Here is an 18,136-nt window from a genome sequence, read left to right as displayed (position 1 = left end):
TTCGAGGTTTTATTTTTACACTGGCCAATCAGCGGCGTCTAAGTCATCTAATTGTGCATCGCAATGCTCATTTCCTTGCCACTTGGCAATGTACTCACCGTGCGGATCGTATTGCTGAGTTTGTTTTTGCAAATTAAAGTGACGTCCGCCGCGCGGATCGACACCAACTCCAGCAATATATTGCCAATTACCCCAATTTGACGCCATATCGTAATCGATTAACTGTTGCTCAAAGTAAGCCGCACCATAACGCCAGTCTAGTTGTAGTTCGTTTACTAAACAGCTAGCAACGATTTGTCTTGAGCGATTGCTAATAAAGCCCGTTGCGTTTAGCTCTTTCATAATGGCATTAACTAACGGGTAAGGTGTACTGCCTTGGCACCATTTAGCAAAACGATTCGGGCTAAACGTGGTAAGTGGCGAGCTTTGTTTCTTACCTTTAAAGGTAAATAACTGATGCTTAACATTAATTGCATGCCACTTGAAATACTCACGCCAGAGCAATTCAAACTTGATCCAGTAAGTTGACTCGTTTGCTCCATACTGCGCTTCATAAGCATCTACAGCACAAAAAACTTGCTTGGCACTAATACAGCCAAAAGCCAGCCAACTACTAAATTTTGTTGAGTTATCAAAGCCATCCAGCTCATTGCGAGTGATTTTATAGCTACTCGGTAAAGCCGATGAAAAGTACTGCTGGCAGTGCTCAAGCGCAGCCTGATGCCCACCAAGTAATTGTGTATTCCCTGTTGCTGGCTTTTCTATCGGTTGTTTTGCGCAAAGTATAATAGGTGGAGGCAATCTTGCCGCTGAAAATGTATGTGTGGCTAAACTAATTTCTGCCGCTTCGATCTTTTTTCTAAAAGGTGTAAAGCCGGTTGGTAAATTAGCTAGTTCAAAGGGCAGTTGCTGTTGTTGATATAAAGTATCTTGCATCACAGATTTAAATACCACAGTCGTGCATTTTGACTTAAGAGCACTAATTTGGCGCTGTTCATATACACCTATTTGCTGGCTATATACAACTTCGTCAATGCTAAGCTCATTAATACGCTGTGTTAATACCTCAACTGGATCGCCTTCAATAATATGTAAAGTTTGGCCAAGCTCTAAAACAGACTCCTGTAGCTCATATAGGCTTTGCATTAAAAAGCGTTGTTTGTGGACACCATAGGGTTTTTGTTGGTAGTTATTGCTTTTAAACCAAGCAGGGTTAATCACAAAGACCAGGTCCAACTCACATTGTTGCTGTGATAAATCATTGAGTATGGGGTTGTCGTCAATGCGCAAGTCATTTTGCAGCCAATACAGAATACGTTTTTTCATCTTATGCTCTGGTTTTTTAAAATCATTTATTTTACGAAGCAAAAGCGAGCAGAGATTAGTTTTGAGGTGTTTAAAAGGGCTTTAAAAAGAGGCGATAATAATACCGCCTCTCAATTTGTTTCCGTTGTATCTTAGATAGCTAATTTTTGCTGTGCGATCCAGTCGTTAATTACATCTTCAAGTACCGCCATAGGAAGTGAACCTTGACCAATAACGGTGTCGTGAAAGCTGCGTATATCAAATTTAGCGCCTAGCTGTTTTTCGGCTTTTGCACGCAGTTCGCGTATTTTAATTTCGCCCATTTTGTATGAAAGCGCTTGGCCTGGCCATGAAATATAGCGGTCTATTTGATCTTCCACGGCGCTTTGTGGCAAGGCGGTATGATCAGCCAAATAATCAATCGCCTTTTGGCGGCTCCAGCCAAAGGCATGAATGCCGGTATCAACCACTAAGCGCACTGCGCGCCACATTTCGTAGCCTAAACGACCAAAGTCACTGTATGGACTTTGGTAAAAGCCCGCTTCTTTACCTAAACGCTCTGTATAAAGTGCCCAGCCCTCGCCAAATGCTGAGTGACTCAGTGTGCGTCTAAATTCAGGAACGTCTAACTCCATTGCAATGGCGTTTTGTAAATGATGCCCAGGAATAGCTTCGTGCAGGCTAAGTGCTTCTAAATTATATAAAGGCTGAAGTTTTGGAGTTGAGGCTAAAAAGTAAGTGCCAGGTGAGCGGTTATCTGGCGGTGGCATATAAAACGCACCACGACTCGCTGAGCCTTTTATAGTAAAGGTGTTACGCGGTAAATGGCCAAAGTAAGTGGGGAGTTTGCCATACATTTTTTGCGTTATAAAAGCGGTTTTTTCTAGCAAGTCTTGGGCGTCTTTTGCGTAAAATTGCTCATCGGTTGCTAAAATTTTTAAAAAGTCGCTGTAGCTGCCTTCAAAACCAACGCTATCAATAATGGCTTGCATTTGTGCTTTAATGCGCGCCACTTCTTTTAGACCAAGTTCATGAATTTGTTTAGGAGTAGCATTAGTGGTGGTGTAGTAATTAACCGTGTACTTGTAATAATCAAGGCCACCTTTGATGCTTGCAATACCCGGCTGCGTTCTACAGTGCGGCATATATTCGTTTTCAAAAAAGTCGTAAAAGTGCTCGTAAGCAGGCACAACTTTTGAGGTAATTATTGTTTTAGCTTTATTTTGGTAAGTTTCTTTTTGCGCTGCGCTAAATGTATTAGGGATGCGGGTAAATGGCTCATATAAGGCGCTATTCTCAGGTTGTTTAACTATATGAGCGTTAATGCTTTGGCCATAATTTTTAAACGTTTCGCAGTAATGTGTAAAACCGGTTTGAATGCCTTGTTTCATTAAATTAATGTTTTGCTGATTAAAACGAGGGTAGTCACTAAGGCTAACTAAAAATGCATCGTAATCCTCGGCAGTTAAAAAGGCCATGTTAGCTGGCGCTTCTGCAAAGTAAGTATGCCAGCCACTTAAAAAATTAACCGGAAAATACTTATCTTGATAAAGGTAGCTTTGCTGCTCTGTTTCTCGCTCATATTTAAATAAGCGGTAGTTCATTAGCTGCTCGCTATTGAGTGTTTTTGGGTCAATGCTGGCTAAGCTTTTTAGTACGCTGTTGTTGTAAGCTTGGCGCTTAGCAATGGCTTGCTCACTCCAATTTGGCAATGTGCCGTTTGGTTTCCAACCGTCTGGATCGGTTCTAAAAAATATTTTTTCTGCTTTCGCATTTTCCCAATGGTTATCAATAATGGTTGTTAAGTCGCTGCTACTGTCGGCTAAGCTTGGCAGCGAGGTGGCTGCTAAACAAATAGCTAAAATTGTTTTTTTAAACATGTTGAATTTCACTTTTTAGAGTTTTAATTGTTATTCATGCGCGTGCCTATTTTACGATAATAACAAGTTCACTCAATTAATGCGTTGGTTTTTAACAGCAGTCTAGCTTATTGTTTTACTGGTGTTTAAAATAAAACATATTGGAGTAGCGATATTTAATAACGTATTTTGCTAACTGATAAGGCGAATAGCCAACACCCAAATATTTATTGAGCATTTCATGCTTAGCTTTGCAGGTTCGAAATCCGATTATGATGAAGAGAAATGGATTTGGATTACTTGCTGTACGTGAAAAAAATGTCAGATGATGCACATGAGTTTGTATTGGCAGGTCACACTACATTGCTACCACCATTAATTGGCCTGATACACAAAGCGTTAGAATAACTATTTAACTTTAGGTATTAAAATAAAAAGGATTTTGAAAATGTTGTGCCCTCGTACGAATACACCATTGGAGTCTATATTAGTTGGCGGTATCACTGTTTATACATCGTCGTTAGGAGGCGTTTTTTTCGATAACAGCCAAATTTTTAAATTTAGCTCGCCAGAGTTAAAAAATGGTCAGGTTTTACTTAAGTATTTAAGTAATTATGCCGAAGGTGAGGGTGAAGTCGCAATGCGAGTAAATTGCCCTAAATGCCCAAGCATAGTGATGATGCGTAGGTATTTTTCACCGCTAAAAGCAGTTGAAATAGATGAGTGCCCTAGCTGTGCGGGAATATGGCTTGATAGTGGCGAATTAAGCAAAATACATGAAAACCATTTAACACCCAAAGAACGAAAACTGCTAGCCCACGAAATGGCCACCAATCATGGGTTTATAACTATTAAAACGCCAAAATCGAAATATTATCCTAAAGCGCCTAAAAACCTTCAAGGCACCACAGTTGAACGGCTGGTGCAATTGGCATTACTTAATTTTGAATCATAAAAAACGGCGTACTATAAAGTACACCGTTTTATTAAACTGACTTAATCAAAATCGTTATGACTTATTGCGGTTTTCTTTACTAAACGCGCGAATTTTACGTTTTTGCGACAGGGTTACTTTATTAGTGCGCCCTGCAAATGGGTTATCGCCTTCTCTAAATTCAATTTTGATTGGCGTACCCATAATTTTTAGTGCTTTACGATAGTAGTTCATGAGGTAGCGTTTGTAGCTATCAGGTAAGTCATGTACTTGGTTACCATGAATAACGATACGTGGCGGATTGTAGCCCCCAGCATGCGCATACTTAAGCTTAACACGACGTCCACGAACAAGTGGTGGCTGATGGTCGGCCTGTGCCATGTCCATAATACGACGCAACATAGCAGTACTAATCCGCTTAGTTGCCGACTCATACGCTTCGTCAACTGATTCAAATAAATGACCAACACCAGTACCATGCAGAGCAGAGATAAAGTGTAGGCGGGCAAAATCAATAAAGCCTAAACGACGATCAAGCTCAGTCTTAATACGGTCTTTAACGTAGTTATCTAGACCATCCCACTTATTCACGGCAATAACTAATGAGCGCCCTGAGTTAAGCGCAAAACCTAACAGGCTTAAGTCTTGATCAGAAATACCATCGCGGGCATCAACCACTAATAACACGACGTTACAATCTTCGATTGCTTGTAGCGTTTTAATGACTGAGAATTTCTCAACCACGTCACTTACTTTTTTACGTTTACGCACACCAGCGGTATCGATAAGAATATATTCTTTGTCGTTACGGGTCATCGGAATGTAAATTGAGTCGCGGGTTGTACCTGGCATATCGTATACAATAACACGATCTTCACCTAGTATACGGTTAGTAAGGGTTGACTTACCTACATTTGGACGACCAATAATTGCCAGCTTTACCGGCTTGTCGGCAAACGCTTGGTGATCGGTGTCATCTTCTTCACCTTCTTGATATAAGTCGATAAGTTCTTCATCGTCATCGGCTACATCTTCATCAAGAGCGGCAAGTTCAGCAATAACAGGCTGAAGAGTTTGCTCAAGCAGTAAAGTAATACCACGGCCATGTGCGGCAGCGATATGATGAACTTCACCAAGTGAAAGTTGATAAAATTCAGCACAGTTTGAGTCGGCATCAATGCCGTCTGTTTTATTGGCAACAACAAAACATTTTTTCTCTTGCTTACGTAAGTGGTTAGCAATAGCTTGATCAGCCACTGTCATACCCACGCGAGCATCAACTAAAAATAAAACAATATCCGCTTCTTCAATGGCTAGTAATGACTGATCAGCCATTTCGGTTTCGATACCTTCTTCTGAACCATCAATACCGCCCGTATCTACCACGATAAATTCAAAGCCATCGTAATTTGCTTGGCCATATTTTCTATCACGCGTTAAGCCAGGAAAGTCGGCAACGAGTGCATCACGAGTACGTGTTAAACGGTTAAATAATGTGGATTTGCCCACATTGGGTCGCCCTACAAGAGCGATCACGGGAAGCATAAACTACCTCTTTAAAAAACAACAAAAGGCTTCGCAGTGCGAAGCCTTACAAAAAATAATTAACTATTAGTGCCTTACACTAATAGTAGACAGTTAGTTCGGTATTTTTACCGCGCTAACTTCACCATCGCGGGTGTATAAAATCAATTTATCGTCAGCGACAACGGGCTCAACAAAAAAACCTGAGCTGTCAAAGTCTTCACGAGATACTAGCTCGCCAGTGTCTTTATTTAACCAATGCAAATTGCCTTCTTGGTCACCTAACGCTAAATAATTACCGGCAACCGCTGGACCTGTTAAGTACCAGCCACGAAGAGCGGGTTGGCTCCAACGTTCAATGCCCGAATCTTTATCAAGTGCATAAACAACGCCGTTACTATCAACAACGTAAATTGTTTGCAAATCCATGCTAATTTCACGGTAGCTGCTGTATTCACGTTTCCATACAACATTACCTGAACGAATATCTACTGCTGATAAGTTACCATTGTATGCAATAGCATAAGCAAATGGACCGCTAATAATAGGCTGCGTATCTACATCAACTAAACGTTCAAACTCTGATGCGCCTTTTGGCACTGCAATTTCTGCACTCCATGCCGAGTAGCCACTCTCAGAAATTAAAACACTTAACTTACCTGTTTCTAGGCCTAGTAACACACCACCGTTAGCCACAGTAGGTGAACTTTGACCGCGTAAAGTCAGCGGTGGCACTTCTTGCTCAAAGCTCCAGCGTTCTTCACCAGTATCTGGGTGAAGCGCAAGTAACTTACCTGAGGCTAAATTTACAAAGATTAAGCCATCGCCTGCAGCGGGTTTAGAGAGTGATTCGCCAGGTACTTTTTTACGCCAGATTTCTTTACCAGTCTCACGGTCAAGTGCAATTACATAACCATGTTCAGAGCCTAAATAGATTTTACCATAAGCTTGTAATATTCCGCCTGATAATTTTGCACTATCGTTATCGCTCCAAGGCCAAAACGATAAATCTTGGCGAACGTCGGTTTCCCATTGGGTATCGCCATTGGCAAGTGATAAGGCTTCTACTTGGCCTTCACGGCTAGCAACATACACTGTCTCTTTATAAACAGCAGGTGATAGGCGTGAAAAGTAATGCTCTACACCGTTACCAATAGATTCTTGCCATACCACATCAGTTTCAAATTGATTGGCTATTTCTGGAAGCACCAGTTCTTCTTCGTCATCACTTGAAGAACACCCCATTAGGGTTGCCATACATAGGGCAAGCGTTGCTGTTGTTATTTTTCTCATGCCTAAAACCTTATGCCGCTGGGCTAGTTACTGCTAGGTCATCTAACTTAATTTGTAAAAGAGGATTACTCGTTAATCCACCTGCATCAACAGCAGCTTGGTAAGCCACGCGTGCTTGCTCTTTATTGCCTTGTTGAGTGTAAATATCACCTTTTAATTCAGCCACATTTGCGTTAAATGCTTCAGGAAGAGGAGCATTTAATGTACTCAATGCATCATCGTATTGCTGCTGAGCAATTTGCACACGTGCTAAACGTGTTGTTGCAATGGCTTTAAGCTGGGCGTTATCAACGTTAGTTACAATCCAGCTTAATTTTTCATTTGCTAAATCTAAGTTTTGGGCATCTACAGCTTCTTTTGCAGCAACAAATGCCGCTAGAGTTGCGTACTGAGTGTCTTTGTTTTCACTGATAAATGCATCAGCAGAAGCTAATACGCTGTCGCTTTCAACAAGCTTAGTGTATGCATCAGATGCTTGCTCTGCAGTCGTTATCTGATTTTGGTTGTATGCTTTCCAGCCATATAAACCACCTAAACCAACAATAACGCCTAACGCTAGTGAAAGGCCGTTTTCACGAAAAAAGCGTTTAATTGCTTCTGCTTGTTGTTCTTCTGTTGAATAAATTTCCATGCTTACCTCTGTTAAAGCGCTTCACTACTTACGCTTTATATAATTTAGCTATTAATTAGTTCTGCAAGTAACGTTTTAGCTTGTTCTAGTTCTAGTGTGACTTGTTCTTTACGTTCACGTAAGTATTTAATAGTCACAACGCCTTGCTCTAATTCATCTTCACCGATAATAATTGCGACGAGAGCATCGCTTTTATCAGCACGTTTAAGTTGTTTTTTAAAGTTACCACCGCCAGCGTGCACCATTACGCGTAATCCAGGTACATCACGACGTAAGGTAGATGCAATTATAGGCGCTTGAATACTGGCTTTGTCGCCCATAGCTGCTAAATATACATCAGCACTACGGCGTATGTCACCTACACATTCAAGTGCTTGAAGCAGTAAAACCAAGCGCTCTAAACCCATCGCGAAACCTACCGCAGGGGTTGATTTACCGCCTAATTGTTCTACTAAACCATCATAACGACCACCAGCACATACAGTACCTTGTGCACCTAAGCTGTCGGTTACCCATTCAAATACAGTGCGGTTGTAATAATCTAAGCCACGTACCAGCTTTTCATTAACCGTGTATTTGACGCCTGCGGCATCTAATCGTTCACATAAATTTTCAAAATGTTCTTTTGATTCAGCATCTAAATGTTCAGATAACTTTGGTGCATCGACTAAGATTGCCTGAATATCTGGATTTTTAGTATCCAAAACGCGCAGTGGGTTAGAGTACATACGACGTTTTGAATCTTCATCTAGTACATCGGTATGTTGTTCTAAAAAGGCGATTAAGGCATCGCGGTATTGTGCGCGAGCTTCGTTTGAACCTAATGAATTAAGTTCTAAACGCACATGGTCAGTAATGCCAAATGCTTCCCAAAGTTGCGCCGTGAGTAAAATAACTTCGGCGTCAATATCGGCGCTGGCAATACCAAAAGTCTCTAAACCAAACTGATGAAATTGACGGTAACGACCTTTTTGTGGGCGTTCATGGCGAAACATAGGGCCCATGTACCAAAGGCGTTGTTCTTGATTGTATAACAGGCCATTTTCGTTACCTGCACGTACACACACTGCAGTCCCTTCCGGGCGCAAGGTTAAATTGTCGCCGTTACGATCGGCAAAGGTGTACATTTCTTTTTCTACTATATCGGTTACTTCACCAATAGAGCGTTTAAATAGGTCGGTTGATTCTACAATTGGAAAACGAATTTCTTGATAACCAAACGATGATACGGTCTCGCGTAAAATGTGTTCTACTTTCTGCCAAACTTGCGTATCGCCTGGCAGGCAATCGTTCATACCGCGAACTGCCTGAATTTGTTTTGCCACTGATAAATCCTAAATCTGTTTATGTGCAACCCTGGGTTGCAACCACGTAAAACTAAAAAATCGACCCTGCATTATAACCTTAACTATAAGGTAATTGCGAGCGTAGCGGAGCGTACGTAATTTATACTACGTTGTGAATACCGCGACTAAAAAAGGTCATTTAAATACATAGTGTTGTAACAACACATCACTCTACGATTTTTATGTCGATTGGAGTTTGTTGTTGCTTCTGTTCAATGAAATCGCGTACATAGCCTTCAAGTTGATCAACAATATTATTGTTATCAATACGGGCTTTTTGGCGTTCGCCATTAATGTATAAACCTGAGCGACGGTTTGCGCCGGCAAGGCCAATATCACTCACTAATGCTTCGCCTGGTCCGTTAACCACACAGCCAATGACTGACACTGAAACTGGCTCAATAATATCTTCTAAACGCTCTTCAAGTTGATTCATGGTGCTTACTACATCAAACTCTTGGCGTGAACAGCTAGGGCAAGCAATAAAATTAATGCCGCGAGAACGAATACGCAATGATTTTAATATATCAAAGCCTACTTTTATTTCTTGAACTGGATTCGCTGCTAATGATACACGCAGCGTGTCACCAATACCTTCAGCCAATAACATGCCTAAACCAACGGCCGATTTAACTGAACCAGAGCGCATGCCGCCTGCTTCGGTAATACCTAAATGCAGTGGCTGGTCGATTTCTTTTGCAAGTAGACGATACGCGCCAACCGCTAAAAATACGTCTGACGCTTTCACCGAGATTTTAAATTGGTCAAAGTCTAAGCGACGTAATATATCTACATGGCGCATAGCCGACTCAAGTAAGGCTTCAGGTGTTGGCTCGCCGTATTTTTCTTGTAGGTCGCGCTCAAGTGATCCACCATTTACGCCAATACGAATTGGAATGTTGTGCTCACGGGCTGAGTCGACAACCGCTCTAATACGCTCTTCACTGCCAATGTTTCCTGGGTTAATACGTAAACAATCAACGCCATACTTTGCTACTTTTAATGCAATGCGGTAGTCAAAGTGAATATCAGCAACCAGCGGTATCGATACCTGCTCTTTAATACTTTTAAATGCTTCAGCGGCATCCATAGTTGGAACAGATACACGGACTATGTCAGCACCGGCATCTTGAATCGCTTGAATTTGAGCTACAGTGGCATCAATGTCCATTGTGTCTGTGTTAGTCATTGACTGCACTGCAATTGGTGCACCATCACCAATTGGAACATTACCCACATTAATGCGGGTGGATTTTCTGCGTTTTATAGGAGATTCTGAAAACATAGCGACTACTCTGCTAAGGGTAATTTAAATTTAGCTAAACGGTTTTTAGGAAAAGCCGAAATATCAACTGGCTCACCATTTAGGGTAATACGAACAACATCGTGCTTGCCTAATACCACTGAAAAAGGCGCTACACCAGTCAAGGTCATTTCGTAGCCTGCTTTTTTTACACCAAATGCAATTTTCTCATCGTTGGCATCGTGGATTTCAACCCAGCTTTCGTCATTAAACATCATAATAATAGTGCTTAAATCACTGCTTGTTGGTTCACTTTGACTTTGTGCATTATTAACTGGCGCAGCTTGAATTGTTTGTTGTTCATTGAATATGCTTGAGTTTGCTTGTGGTGCAGGCTCAATCTCATTTGATTGTGCTTCATCGGCAGCTTCTGCTAACAGTTTTGTGCTTTTTTGTTGCTCCGAGATAAGAGAGTTATTTGCATTAATAGTGTTAGTTTGTTCATCAATAGGCATTGCATTTTGCCACCACCATACAGCAGATGAGCCAATAACAATGGCTAAAATTAAATAACTTACCGTCATTAGTCGGCTGTCATGCGCTTCTTTTTCTGTACGTCTTGAAAAGCTTTGCATATCTACAGGCTTATCTGATGTGCTATAGGCTGGCAGCATAGTTAAAATAGCAGTGCTATCAATGTTTAGCGTGCGACAATAATTTTTTATGTAGCCTTTAACAAATGTTTTTGCGCCTAGTAAATGATATTCGTCGTTTTCAATATGTTGAACTTGCGATTCAGTCAACTTTAATAATGATGCAATCTTAGCAAGGCTAATGTTTGCATTTTCTCTATGTGTTTTTAGTATTTGACCTACAGAGGGTTCATCGTTCTGCGGTTGTGTATTATCTTCATTCATAATGTGTATCAGTTTGGATCCACTAGTAAAAGTTTATGTTTTGGCTTAACAACCAGAGTAAGACTTCGTTTTTATTTTTTGGTATTCGTTAATTCTTGTTGCTAAGGCGCACTATAAAAAGGGACTACATTCAATATCTTAAAAACTATACCGTGTTTAGATAAAATTTATGTGTTTTTAAGTCCTTTAATACACCTTATTCGTAGTAGTCTAGCATTGTATCACACTGAAATGCTAAATTGCTTTACCCTAAAACAGGCTTTTACACATCATCCTTAAGGCTATATTTTGGTTTACAGCTAAAAGGTGTGTAATTATCTAGCGTATTTTTTTAGTTTGCTCACCTGACGCTTCGCTATTTGAAGTCGGTATGGGGCTTTTTTTACGAATAACCTTTATTTTCGGCTCAGCAATAATTTGATTGTTATTACTACTTTCTTGTAATTCATCTAACTGTGCTTGGCGATATTTTTCACGTAGTACTTCAAATTCTGTTCGTCTTAACTGGTTATCGCGAATAGCGTTAGCTTGCATACTACTAGGGTAGGTTTGTAATAAGGTTGTCGCAATTTTTTCTGCGTCTTCAATTTTACCCATTCGTTGTTTAACCAAATAGCCAAGCAATAAAGCGCGAGAAGAAACTTGCGCGGTATCGTCATAACGTTTTATTAAGTTGCTGGCTTTGTACAAGTCGCTTTTTGCGTAATATAAAGCGGCTAAGCTTATTAATGTAGATGCGCGTTGTGAACTATGGTTTAGTGCTTGCTGAAAATAGCTTTCGGCGTTGGTGAAATCGTTAAACTCAATGGCACATAGAGCCAAATTTTCATAGCTTTGCGCTACACGAATATAACTGGGTATTTCAATCGCTTTTAAAAACTGATCGGTGGCGCGGTCATACTCATTAATACTGCACAAAAACGTGCCGTAGTTGTTTAAGGTGTTAGGATCATTTGGCTTAATGGCCAACGCTTTTTGATAGGCTTTGTCGGCTAATCCGTTCTCGCCAACTTGTTGGTAATAGTATGCTAAAGAGTAGTGTACTTCGGGTAAGTTTGGGGCGTACTCGCTGGCACGTTCTAAGTTATATTTCGCTTGAGAGTTATTGCCTGTATTTAAATACTGTAATGCCAATGCTATGCGCGTGCGAGCTGCACCATCGTTATTAATTTTATTCTCGAGGACCGGTTTATCGCTGCCGTTGTAACTATTCTCGGTAACACAACCGCTTAAAAACAGTGTTGATAGTGCTAACGTAAGTAAAGATCGCATTACTTTGTCTCTTTATTTATATCCATAACCTCTATCTTACCTCAAAGCCTTTGTGTTGCATCATTTATTTAAAAATAAACGATATATCACAAAGGCTCTTGATTACTCAAAAAATTAGGCTTGATGAATATTCACTGCAATTGCATTGTCATCACGCATTTTCTTTTTCGCCATACGCTTCGTACGGTCTACAACATCGCCAGCTAACTGGCCGCAGGCAGCGTCAATGTCATCTCCACGAGTACGGCGAACAATACAGGTAATCCCCGCAGCTTGTAATACTTTAGAGAAGCGATCAATTCGACTGTTGCTTGAACGAGTATATTCATTACCTGGGAATGGATTAAATGGAATAAGGTTAACCTTCGAGGGCGTTCCCTTTAACGTTTTAACCAGTTCATGAGCTTGATCGGTACTATCGTTAACACCGTTAAGCATTACATACTCAATAGTCACATCTTTATTGGCTTTTGAACCGTCAATGTAACGACGACACGCAGCTAAAAACTCTTCAATTGGGTATTTTTTATTGATCGGTACTAAAATATCACGCAGGGCGTTATCTGGCGCATGCAATGAAATTGCCAGTGCTACGTCTATTTTTTCTTTCAATAAATCAAGGGCAGGTACCACACCTGAGGTGCTTAATGTAACGCGGCGTTTAGATAAACCAAAGCCCCAGTCGTCCATCATTAATTCCATCGCCGGTACCACGTTTTTAACGTTAAGTAACGGCTCGCCCATACCCATCATCACTACGTTAGTGACAGGACGTTTTTCGCTGTTGCCATCTAGGCCAATATCTTTGGCTACTCGCCATACTTGGCCGATAATTTCAGACACTTTTAAGTTACGGTTAAAGCCTTGTTGAGCCGTTGAGCAAAAAGTACATTCTAGTGCACAGCCCACTTGAGAAGATACACACAAGGTGGCGCGATCTTTTTCTGGGATCCAAACTGCTTCAACTTCTTGACCGCCTTCTAACACGAGTGCGTATTTGATGGTACCGTCGCTGGCTTGTTGGCGAACTGATATTTCTGGTGCAACAATTTCGCATTCATTTTTAAGCTTTTCTTTTAGCTTTTTGTTTACGTTACTCATTTCGTCGAAATTATCTACGCCAAAATGATAAATCCATTTCATCACCTGATCGCCACGGAATGGCTTTTCACCGAATGATACAAATAGCTCACGCATTGCATCTCGGTTTAAATCTAATAAGTTAATCTTTTTTTGCTCGGTCATGTAACAACCTCAATCGGTGGCGGTGATGGTAAAAATTTACAAGGACGAATTGTACACAATTCATCCACTATAATCATTAAGTAAAACATCATAAATAAACGGCTAATACTTTACTTAATGACTAAAAAAGGGCTCGAAAGCCCTTTTCATACTTTGCATCACAGGGTTAGCTGTGAACTCGAATTAACGAGTACGTGGGCAAAGTTCTTCGTCAGCGAAGAAGTACGCGATTTCGCGAGCAGCAGATTCAACAGCGTCAGAACCGTGAACCGCATTTTCGTCAATGCTATCAGCGTAGTCTGCACGTAAAGTGCCAGCTAGTGCTTCAGCAGGGTTAGTAGCACCCATGATTTCACGGTTTTTAAGAACAGCGTTTTCGCCTTCAAGAACGGTAACCATTACTGGGCCAGAAGTCATGAAAGATACTAAAGCGCCAAAGAAAGGACGTTCGCTGTGTTCAGCGTAGAAACCTTCAGCTTTCTCTTGTGAAAGGTGAACCATTTTAGCTGCAACGATTTTAAGACCCGCAGTTTCGAAACGGTTGTAGATTGCGCCGATGTGGTTTTTAGCAACTGCATCAGGTTTTACGATTGAAAAAGTACGCTCTAAAGCCATCTTTGTGCTCCAATAATTTAAATAAAAGGTTGAATATTAACGGGCGCGAATTATACGCGTTTTAGTTAAAAAAACCTAATTTATTCTACGTTGACGAATATTTTAATTTAACAACCTATACTTAACTGAACTAAAAAAGTGGCTATAACGTTAATATGAGTTTATAAATTAGTGCCACATCTGATTTGTATTTTTTTAGTGATAGCGATTATCAATGCGTCTATCGACTCCAAATGCATGAAGAATACATGCAAACTTTAAGGTAAAAATATGTTTTTTAACCAACCTTTAAAAACTCAAATTGCTGATTTACAAAGTAAGCTTTCAGTGAGGGAGCAGGTTAAGCAAAGTTTAGACAGTGAAATGCTGGTATTAGAGCTTGATAAACAAGGCGCTATTTTAAGACAAAATAAAAACTTTGAGCGAGAGTTTAACTACTCAAATAATAAAATAATTAATAAAAACATTTTAGATTTCATCTCAGAAAATGCGAGAAATAACGCTGATTTTCATGCCTTTAAAAAAGCGTTAAGTAAAGCCGAACATTTTGCTGGCGCTATTCAAGTATCTCACGAAAACGGACAACGAGATTGGTTACGCTGTATTTTACACCCGATAAAAAATGAGCAAGGTCAGCTTGAGTATTTAACCCTGCATTGCACTGTGCTTACACAAATAATTGAAAGCTCGAGAGAAAACGAAGATTTAATCAAAGCATTGCATCGTTCAACAGCGGTTATTGAGTTCGATACTCAGGGTATGGTTCTGCGTGTTAATGACAACTTCTTAAAAAGTATGAGTTATTCAAGACAAGATGTGGTGGGCAAACATCATGGTATGTTCTGTGATGAGCAAGAAGCGAGTAGTAAAGAGTATCAAGTCTTCTGGCAACGGTTGCGCAATGGCGAGTTTATTGCGAGCAGATTTAAACGTATTGATAAGCACGGTCATGAGGTGTGGTTAGAAGCATCATATAATCCGATTTTTAATGAAGCCAATGAGCTCTACAAAGTAGTAAAATTTGCCACGGTGATCACTGATCAAGTAGAAAGAGAACTGGCTACAGAGCAAGCGGCAAATATTGCGCATGGCACCTCTATCGAAACTGACAATAACGCGGATAAAGGCGCGGAGGTGGTACAAAAAACTGTACAGGTTATGAACGAATTGTCGGTACAAATGGAGCAAGCTGCTCAAGAAATTTCAGCATTAGATAAACAATCGCAACTTATTGCGAGCATAGTGCAGAGTATTAGCAGCATTGCTGATCAAACTAATTTATTGGCGCTTAATGCAGCTATTGAGGCCGCGCGTGCTGGCGAGCAAGGCCGTGGGTTTGCGGTGGTGGCTGATGAAGTGCGTTTACTTGCCTCAAGAACCAGTAAAGCTACCGAAGAAATAGTGGATGTTGTACAGCAAAACCAAAATTTAACTCAATCAACCGTTGCTGTAATTGAGCAAGGTAAAAATAAAGCGCAACAAGGCTTAGACCTTTCCAAAGAATCTGGTGATGTAATGAGTGATATTAAAAAAGGCGCGCAACAAGTTGTTGATGCCGTTAGTCAATTCTCGAACCAATTAAGCAGTAAAAAATAACTTAAATCTGCTGCTCTTCATTTATTATCGTAGAAGAGAAATTTTGATGATCTTGATCAAGGTTTCTCTTTTGCCCCCTCATTATACTTGCGCGGTTTATTTTCCTTAATACCAATTCGCTTAATTAAGTGGTCTATTTTGAGGCTGGAAAAACGTGTTGATAGCTAGGCAAAAAATTGCTATTTAGTTGTTCTAAATGAGATTTTTTTAACGCAGGTAGCGACACGTTTAGCCCCGTAAAATGATTAAGTATTATTGCGGGTTGGTATAATTATTCATGCAACCGACTTGAACTCGGTTCGATGTATGGAGCGCACATGTCAGCAGTTACTTCTTCAACCCCGTTTATTCCTGAACTACTTTGCCCAGCAGGTAGCTTAAAAAATATGCGTTATGCCTTTGCCTATGGGGCCGACGCTGTATATGCGGGCCAACCTCGTTATAGTTTAAGGGTTCGCAACAACGAATTTGATTTAGATACATTACAAACAGGGATTAACGAAGCGCATGCGCTGAATAAAAAGTTTTATGTAGTGTCGAATATTGCCCCACACAATGCGAAAGTGAAATCGTATTTACGTGATATAGAGCCAGTAATTGCTATGAAGCCGGATGCATTGATCATGTCCGATCCGGGTTTAATAATGCTAGTACGTGAAAAGTGGCCCGATATGCCAATTCATTTGTCGGTTCAAGCCAATGCAGTAAACTACGCAAGCGTATTGTTTTGGGCAAAGCAGGGGATTGAACGGGTAATTTTATCTCGTGAGTTATCGCTTGAAGAAATAAGTGAAATACGCTCTTTATGCCCAGAAACAGAACTAGAAGTATTTGTCCATGGTGCTCTGTGTATGGCCTATTCAGGGCGCTGTTTACTCTCAGGCTATATTAATAAGCGCGATCCTAACCAAGGGACGTGCACCAATGCGTGTCGTTGGGAGTACGATGTTAAACCCGGTACTGAGAATGAAACCGGTGAAATGGTACATAAAATTGACCCTAAAACGGTTATACCTACGTTAGGTGAAGGCGCGCCATGTAACGATGTATTTATGCTTGAAGAGCAAGGCCGCCCAGGTGAATACATGCCCGCATTTGAAGACGAGCATGGTACTTATATCATGAACTCAAAAGACTTACGCGCCGTGCAATACGTAGAGCAGCTAACAAAAATGGGGGTGCATAGCTTAAAAATAGAAGGGCGTACTAAGTCATTTTATTATGTTGCGCGTACCGCTCAGGTGTATCGTAAAGCGATTGACGATGCCGTTGCAGGTAAACCATTTGATGCAGACTTATTTAAAACCCTTGAGAACTTAGCACACCGTGGTTACACCGAAGGTTTTTTAAAGCGCCATGCTCATCAAGATTATCAAAATTATGAATATGGTCACTCTGTATCAACTCAGCAGCAATTTGTAGGTGAGGTATTAGGGCGTAATGCTAATGGTTTGGTTGAAATAGATGTAAAAAATAAGTTTTGTGTCGGCCATTCATTAGAGCTAATGACGCCGAAAGGCAATATTAGCTTTACCCTAGAAAGTATGGAAAATAAAAAAGGCGAAAGCATTACCGATGCCAAAGGTTCAGGCCACATTGTAAAAATTCCACTGCCTGACACTATCGATTTAGAGCACGCCATACTGATGCGCAATTTGGATGAAAACCAAGATACCCGCAATCCGTTTAAAAAAGCCGTGGTTAGTGGTTAAATCATGGCTTTACTCATAAATAGTAAATGCATTAACTGTGATATGTGCGATCCAGAGTGCCCAAATGAAGCCATTTATATGGGCGCCAAAATCTACCAAATCGATCCCGCAAAGTGCACCGAATGCGTGGGCCACTACGACAAGCCAACGTGCGTGAGCGTATGCCCCATTGACTGCATAAAGCCCGACCCTAATCATCGTGAAAGTATAGATGAGTTGGCTGAGAAATACGTGAGGTTAACGGATTAAATAATAGCGTGGTTTATATGAATACATTTATAACTTAATAATTTATAAAGATAATAAATACTTAAGTTACTATTAAAGTCCTCAATATAAAAAAAGTACTGGGGTCTTTTAAAATTAGATACAAACTGTTTTGTGAACCCCCATTTTATTTGATCAAATAGGCTAGTTTAATTACCGTAATATAAGTTTAAATAAGGCTTAGGCTATGAATCTTTGTGATGATATTTTTTAAACTGTACTAGAGTTAGATAAGTCTATTAACAAGCACCATTTATGGTGGCTATAACCTCAACCTAAAATAAGTTAATAAGTCTATAACCTCTGCATAGCTTTATTAGAAAAGCTATGCCTTTTTTATTTAGTAAAATTTGACATGATCTGCTTTAATCAAACAG

Annotated in this window: 15 protein-coding genes and 1 pseudogene; 5 read left to right on the top strand and 11 right to left on the bottom strand. The window is 40.4% G+C overall.

Features of this window, described 5'->3' with window-relative positions; genetic code table 11:
• Nucleotides 1-15 precede the first annotated feature (15 nt).
• Together CWB78_RS14655 and CWB78_RS14650 are read right to left on the bottom strand one after the other, a co-directional pair.
• Nucleotides 16-1,326: a DASH family cryptochrome gene (locus CWB78_RS14655; protein WP_138596216.1), complete on the bottom strand. Its 1,311-nt coding sequence runs from the start codon at nucleotides 1,324-1,326 to the stop codon at nucleotides 16-18.
• Between the two features lie 131 nt (nucleotides 1,327-1,457).
• Nucleotides 1,458-3,185, bottom strand: a complete 1,728-nt coding sequence (locus CWB78_RS14650) for a DUF885 domain-containing protein (protein ID WP_138596214.1) — start codon at nucleotides 3,183-3,185, stop codon at nucleotides 1,458-1,460.
• Between the two features lie 264 nt (nucleotides 3,186-3,449).
• Between CWB78_RS14650 and CWB78_RS19080 the strand changes: the two genes are divergently transcribed.
• On the top strand, nucleotides 3,450-3,572 hold the full coding sequence (locus tag CWB78_RS19080) for a hypothetical protein (protein ID WP_283957129.1): 123 nt from the start codon (nucleotides 3,450-3,452) through the stop codon (nucleotides 3,570-3,572).
• A gap of 40 nt (nucleotides 3,573-3,612) precedes the next feature.
• Nucleotides 3,613-4,119, top strand: a complete 507-nt coding sequence (locus CWB78_RS14640) for a TFIIB-type zinc ribbon-containing protein (protein WP_138596212.1) — start codon at nucleotides 3,613-3,615, stop codon at nucleotides 4,117-4,119.
• A gap of 54 nt (nucleotides 4,120-4,173) precedes the next feature.
• On the opposite strand, the gene der is transcribed toward CWB78_RS14640, so the two are convergent.
• From der to ndk, 9 genes and pseudogenes are all read right to left on the bottom strand, one after another.
• Nucleotides 4,174-5,643: a ribosome biogenesis GTPase Der gene (gene der, locus CWB78_RS14635; RefSeq protein WP_010389444.1), complete on the bottom strand. Its 1,470-nt coding sequence runs from the start codon at nucleotides 5,641-5,643 to the stop codon at nucleotides 4,174-4,176.
• A gap of 93 nt (nucleotides 5,644-5,736) precedes the next feature.
• Nucleotides 5,737-6,915 carry an outer membrane protein assembly factor BamB gene (bamB, locus tag CWB78_RS14630; RefSeq protein ID WP_138596210.1) on the bottom strand — a complete coding sequence of 393 codons (1,179 nt, stop codon included), beginning with the start codon at nucleotides 6,913-6,915 and terminating at the stop codon, nucleotides 5,737-5,739.
• Nucleotides 6,916-6,925: 10 nt separating this feature from the next.
• Nucleotides 6,926-7,546, bottom strand: a complete 621-nt coding sequence (locus CWB78_RS14625; protein ID WP_054201417.1) for a YfgM family protein — start codon at nucleotides 7,544-7,546, stop codon at nucleotides 6,926-6,928.
• 44 nt (nucleotides 7,547-7,590) lie between these two features.
• The gene (gene hisS / locus CWB78_RS14620) at nucleotides 7,591-8,871 is read right to left on the bottom strand and encodes a histidine--tRNA ligase (protein WP_010389440.1); all 1,281 of its coding nucleotides are present in this window, start codon (nucleotides 8,869-8,871) and stop codon (nucleotides 7,591-7,593) included.
• A 187-nt stretch (nucleotides 8,872-9,058) separates the two neighbouring features.
• Nucleotides 9,059-10,177, bottom strand: a complete 1,119-nt coding sequence (ispG, locus tag CWB78_RS14615; protein ID WP_138596208.1) for a flavodoxin-dependent (E)-4-hydroxy-3-methylbut-2-enyl-diphosphate synthase — start codon at nucleotides 10,175-10,177, stop codon at nucleotides 9,059-9,061.
• 5 nt (nucleotides 10,178-10,182) lie between these two features.
• The gene (locus tag CWB78_RS14610) at nucleotides 10,183-11,052 is read right to left on the bottom strand and encodes a RodZ domain-containing protein (protein ID WP_054201415.1); all 870 of its coding nucleotides are present in this window, start codon (nucleotides 11,050-11,052) and stop codon (nucleotides 10,183-10,185) included.
• Between the two features lie 324 nt (nucleotides 11,053-11,376).
• Nucleotides 11,377-12,324 (bottom strand): annotated as a pseudogene (gene pilW, locus CWB78_RS14605) (type IV pilus biogenesis/stability protein PilW); the annotation flags it as partial.
• Nucleotides 12,325-12,438: 114 nt separating this feature from the next.
• Complete coding sequence (rlmN, locus tag CWB78_RS14600; RefSeq protein ID WP_010389431.1) at nucleotides 12,439-13,569, bottom strand: dual-specificity RNA methyltransferase RlmN; 1,131 nt, start codon at nucleotides 13,567-13,569, stop codon at nucleotides 12,439-12,441.
• 183 nt (nucleotides 13,570-13,752) lie between these two features.
• Nucleotides 13,753-14,184, bottom strand: a complete 432-nt coding sequence (gene ndk / locus CWB78_RS14595) for a nucleoside-diphosphate kinase (protein ID WP_008111339.1) — start codon at nucleotides 14,182-14,184, stop codon at nucleotides 13,753-13,755.
• A gap of 270 nt (nucleotides 14,185-14,454) precedes the next feature.
• On the opposite strand from ndk, the gene CWB78_RS14590 reads away from it, so the two are divergent.
• From CWB78_RS14590 to CWB78_RS14580, 3 genes are all read left to right on the top strand, one after another.
• Nucleotides 14,455-15,780 (top strand): methyl-accepting chemotaxis protein, encoded by a 1,326-nt coding sequence (locus CWB78_RS14590; RefSeq protein WP_010389430.1) that lies wholly within the window; start codon nucleotides 14,455-14,457, stop codon nucleotides 15,778-15,780.
• Between the two features lie 317 nt (nucleotides 15,781-16,097).
• A complete protein-coding gene (gene trhP / locus CWB78_RS14585; RefSeq protein WP_138596204.1) occupies nucleotides 16,098-17,492 on the top strand; it encodes a prephenate-dependent tRNA uridine(34) hydroxylase TrhP in 1,395 nt (464 codons plus the stop codon).
• 3 nt (nucleotides 17,493-17,495) lie between these two features.
• Nucleotides 17,496-17,741, top strand: a complete 246-nt coding sequence (locus CWB78_RS14580; protein ID WP_138596202.1) for a YfhL family 4Fe-4S dicluster ferredoxin — start codon at nucleotides 17,496-17,498, stop codon at nucleotides 17,739-17,741.
• Nucleotides 17,742-18,136 lie beyond the last annotated feature (395 nt).

It is taken from the genome of Pseudoalteromonas sp. S1612, from assembly GCF_005887175.1.
GTDB classification, from domain to species: Bacteria; Pseudomonadota; Gammaproteobacteria; order Enterobacterales; family Alteromonadaceae; genus Pseudoalteromonas; species Pseudoalteromonas undina.
This window is presented reverse-complemented; position numbering and strand designations above follow the sequence as displayed.

Excerpts from the sequence above, each read along its gene's own strand:
- CWB78_RS14655 (WP_138596216.1), bottom strand. The coding sequence starts at position 1,326 with ATGAAAAAACGTATTCTGTATTGGCTGCAAAATGACTTGCGCATTGAC.
- CWB78_RS14580 (WP_138596202.1), top strand. The coding sequence starts at position 17,496 with ATGGCTTTACTCATAAATAGTAAATGCATTAACTGTGATATGTGCGAT.
- der (WP_010389444.1), bottom strand. The coding sequence starts at position 5,643 with ATGCTTCCCGTGATCGCTCTTGTAGGGCGACCCAATGTGGGCAAATCC.
- CWB78_RS19080 (WP_283957129.1), top strand. The coding sequence starts at position 3,450 with ATGGATTTGGATTACTTGCTGTACGTGAAAAAAATGTCAGATGATGCA.
- CWB78_RS14625 (WP_054201417.1), bottom strand. The coding sequence starts at position 7,546 with ATGGAAATTTATTCAACAGAAGAACAACAAGCAGAAGCAATTAAACGC.
- trhP (WP_138596204.1), top strand. The coding sequence starts at position 16,098 with ATGTCAGCAGTTACTTCTTCAACCCCGTTTATTCCTGAACTACTTTGC.
- CWB78_RS14590 (WP_010389430.1), top strand. The coding sequence starts at position 14,455 with ATGTTTTTTAACCAACCTTTAAAAACTCAAATTGCTGATTTACAAAGT.
- CWB78_RS14640 (WP_138596212.1), top strand. The coding sequence starts at position 3,613 with ATGTTGTGCCCTCGTACGAATACACCATTGGAGTCTATATTAGTTGGC.
- CWB78_RS14650 (WP_138596214.1), bottom strand. The coding sequence starts at position 3,185 with ATGTTTAAAAAAACAATTTTAGCTATTTGTTTAGCAGCCACCTCGCTG.
- CWB78_RS14610 (WP_054201415.1), bottom strand. The coding sequence starts at position 11,052 with ATGAATGAAGATAATACACAACCGCAGAACGATGAACCCTCTGTAGGT.
- bamB (WP_138596210.1), bottom strand. The coding sequence starts at position 6,915 with ATGAGAAAAATAACAACAGCAACGCTTGCCCTATGTATGGCAACCCTA.
- rlmN (WP_010389431.1), bottom strand. The coding sequence starts at position 13,569 with ATGACCGAGCAAAAAAAGATTAACTTATTAGATTTAAACCGAGATGCA.
- ispG (WP_138596208.1), bottom strand. The coding sequence starts at position 10,177 with ATGTTTTCAGAATCTCCTATAAAACGCAGAAAATCCACCCGCATTAAT.
- ndk (WP_008111339.1), bottom strand. The coding sequence starts at position 14,184 with ATGGCTTTAGAGCGTACTTTTTCAATCGTAAAACCTGATGCAGTTGCT.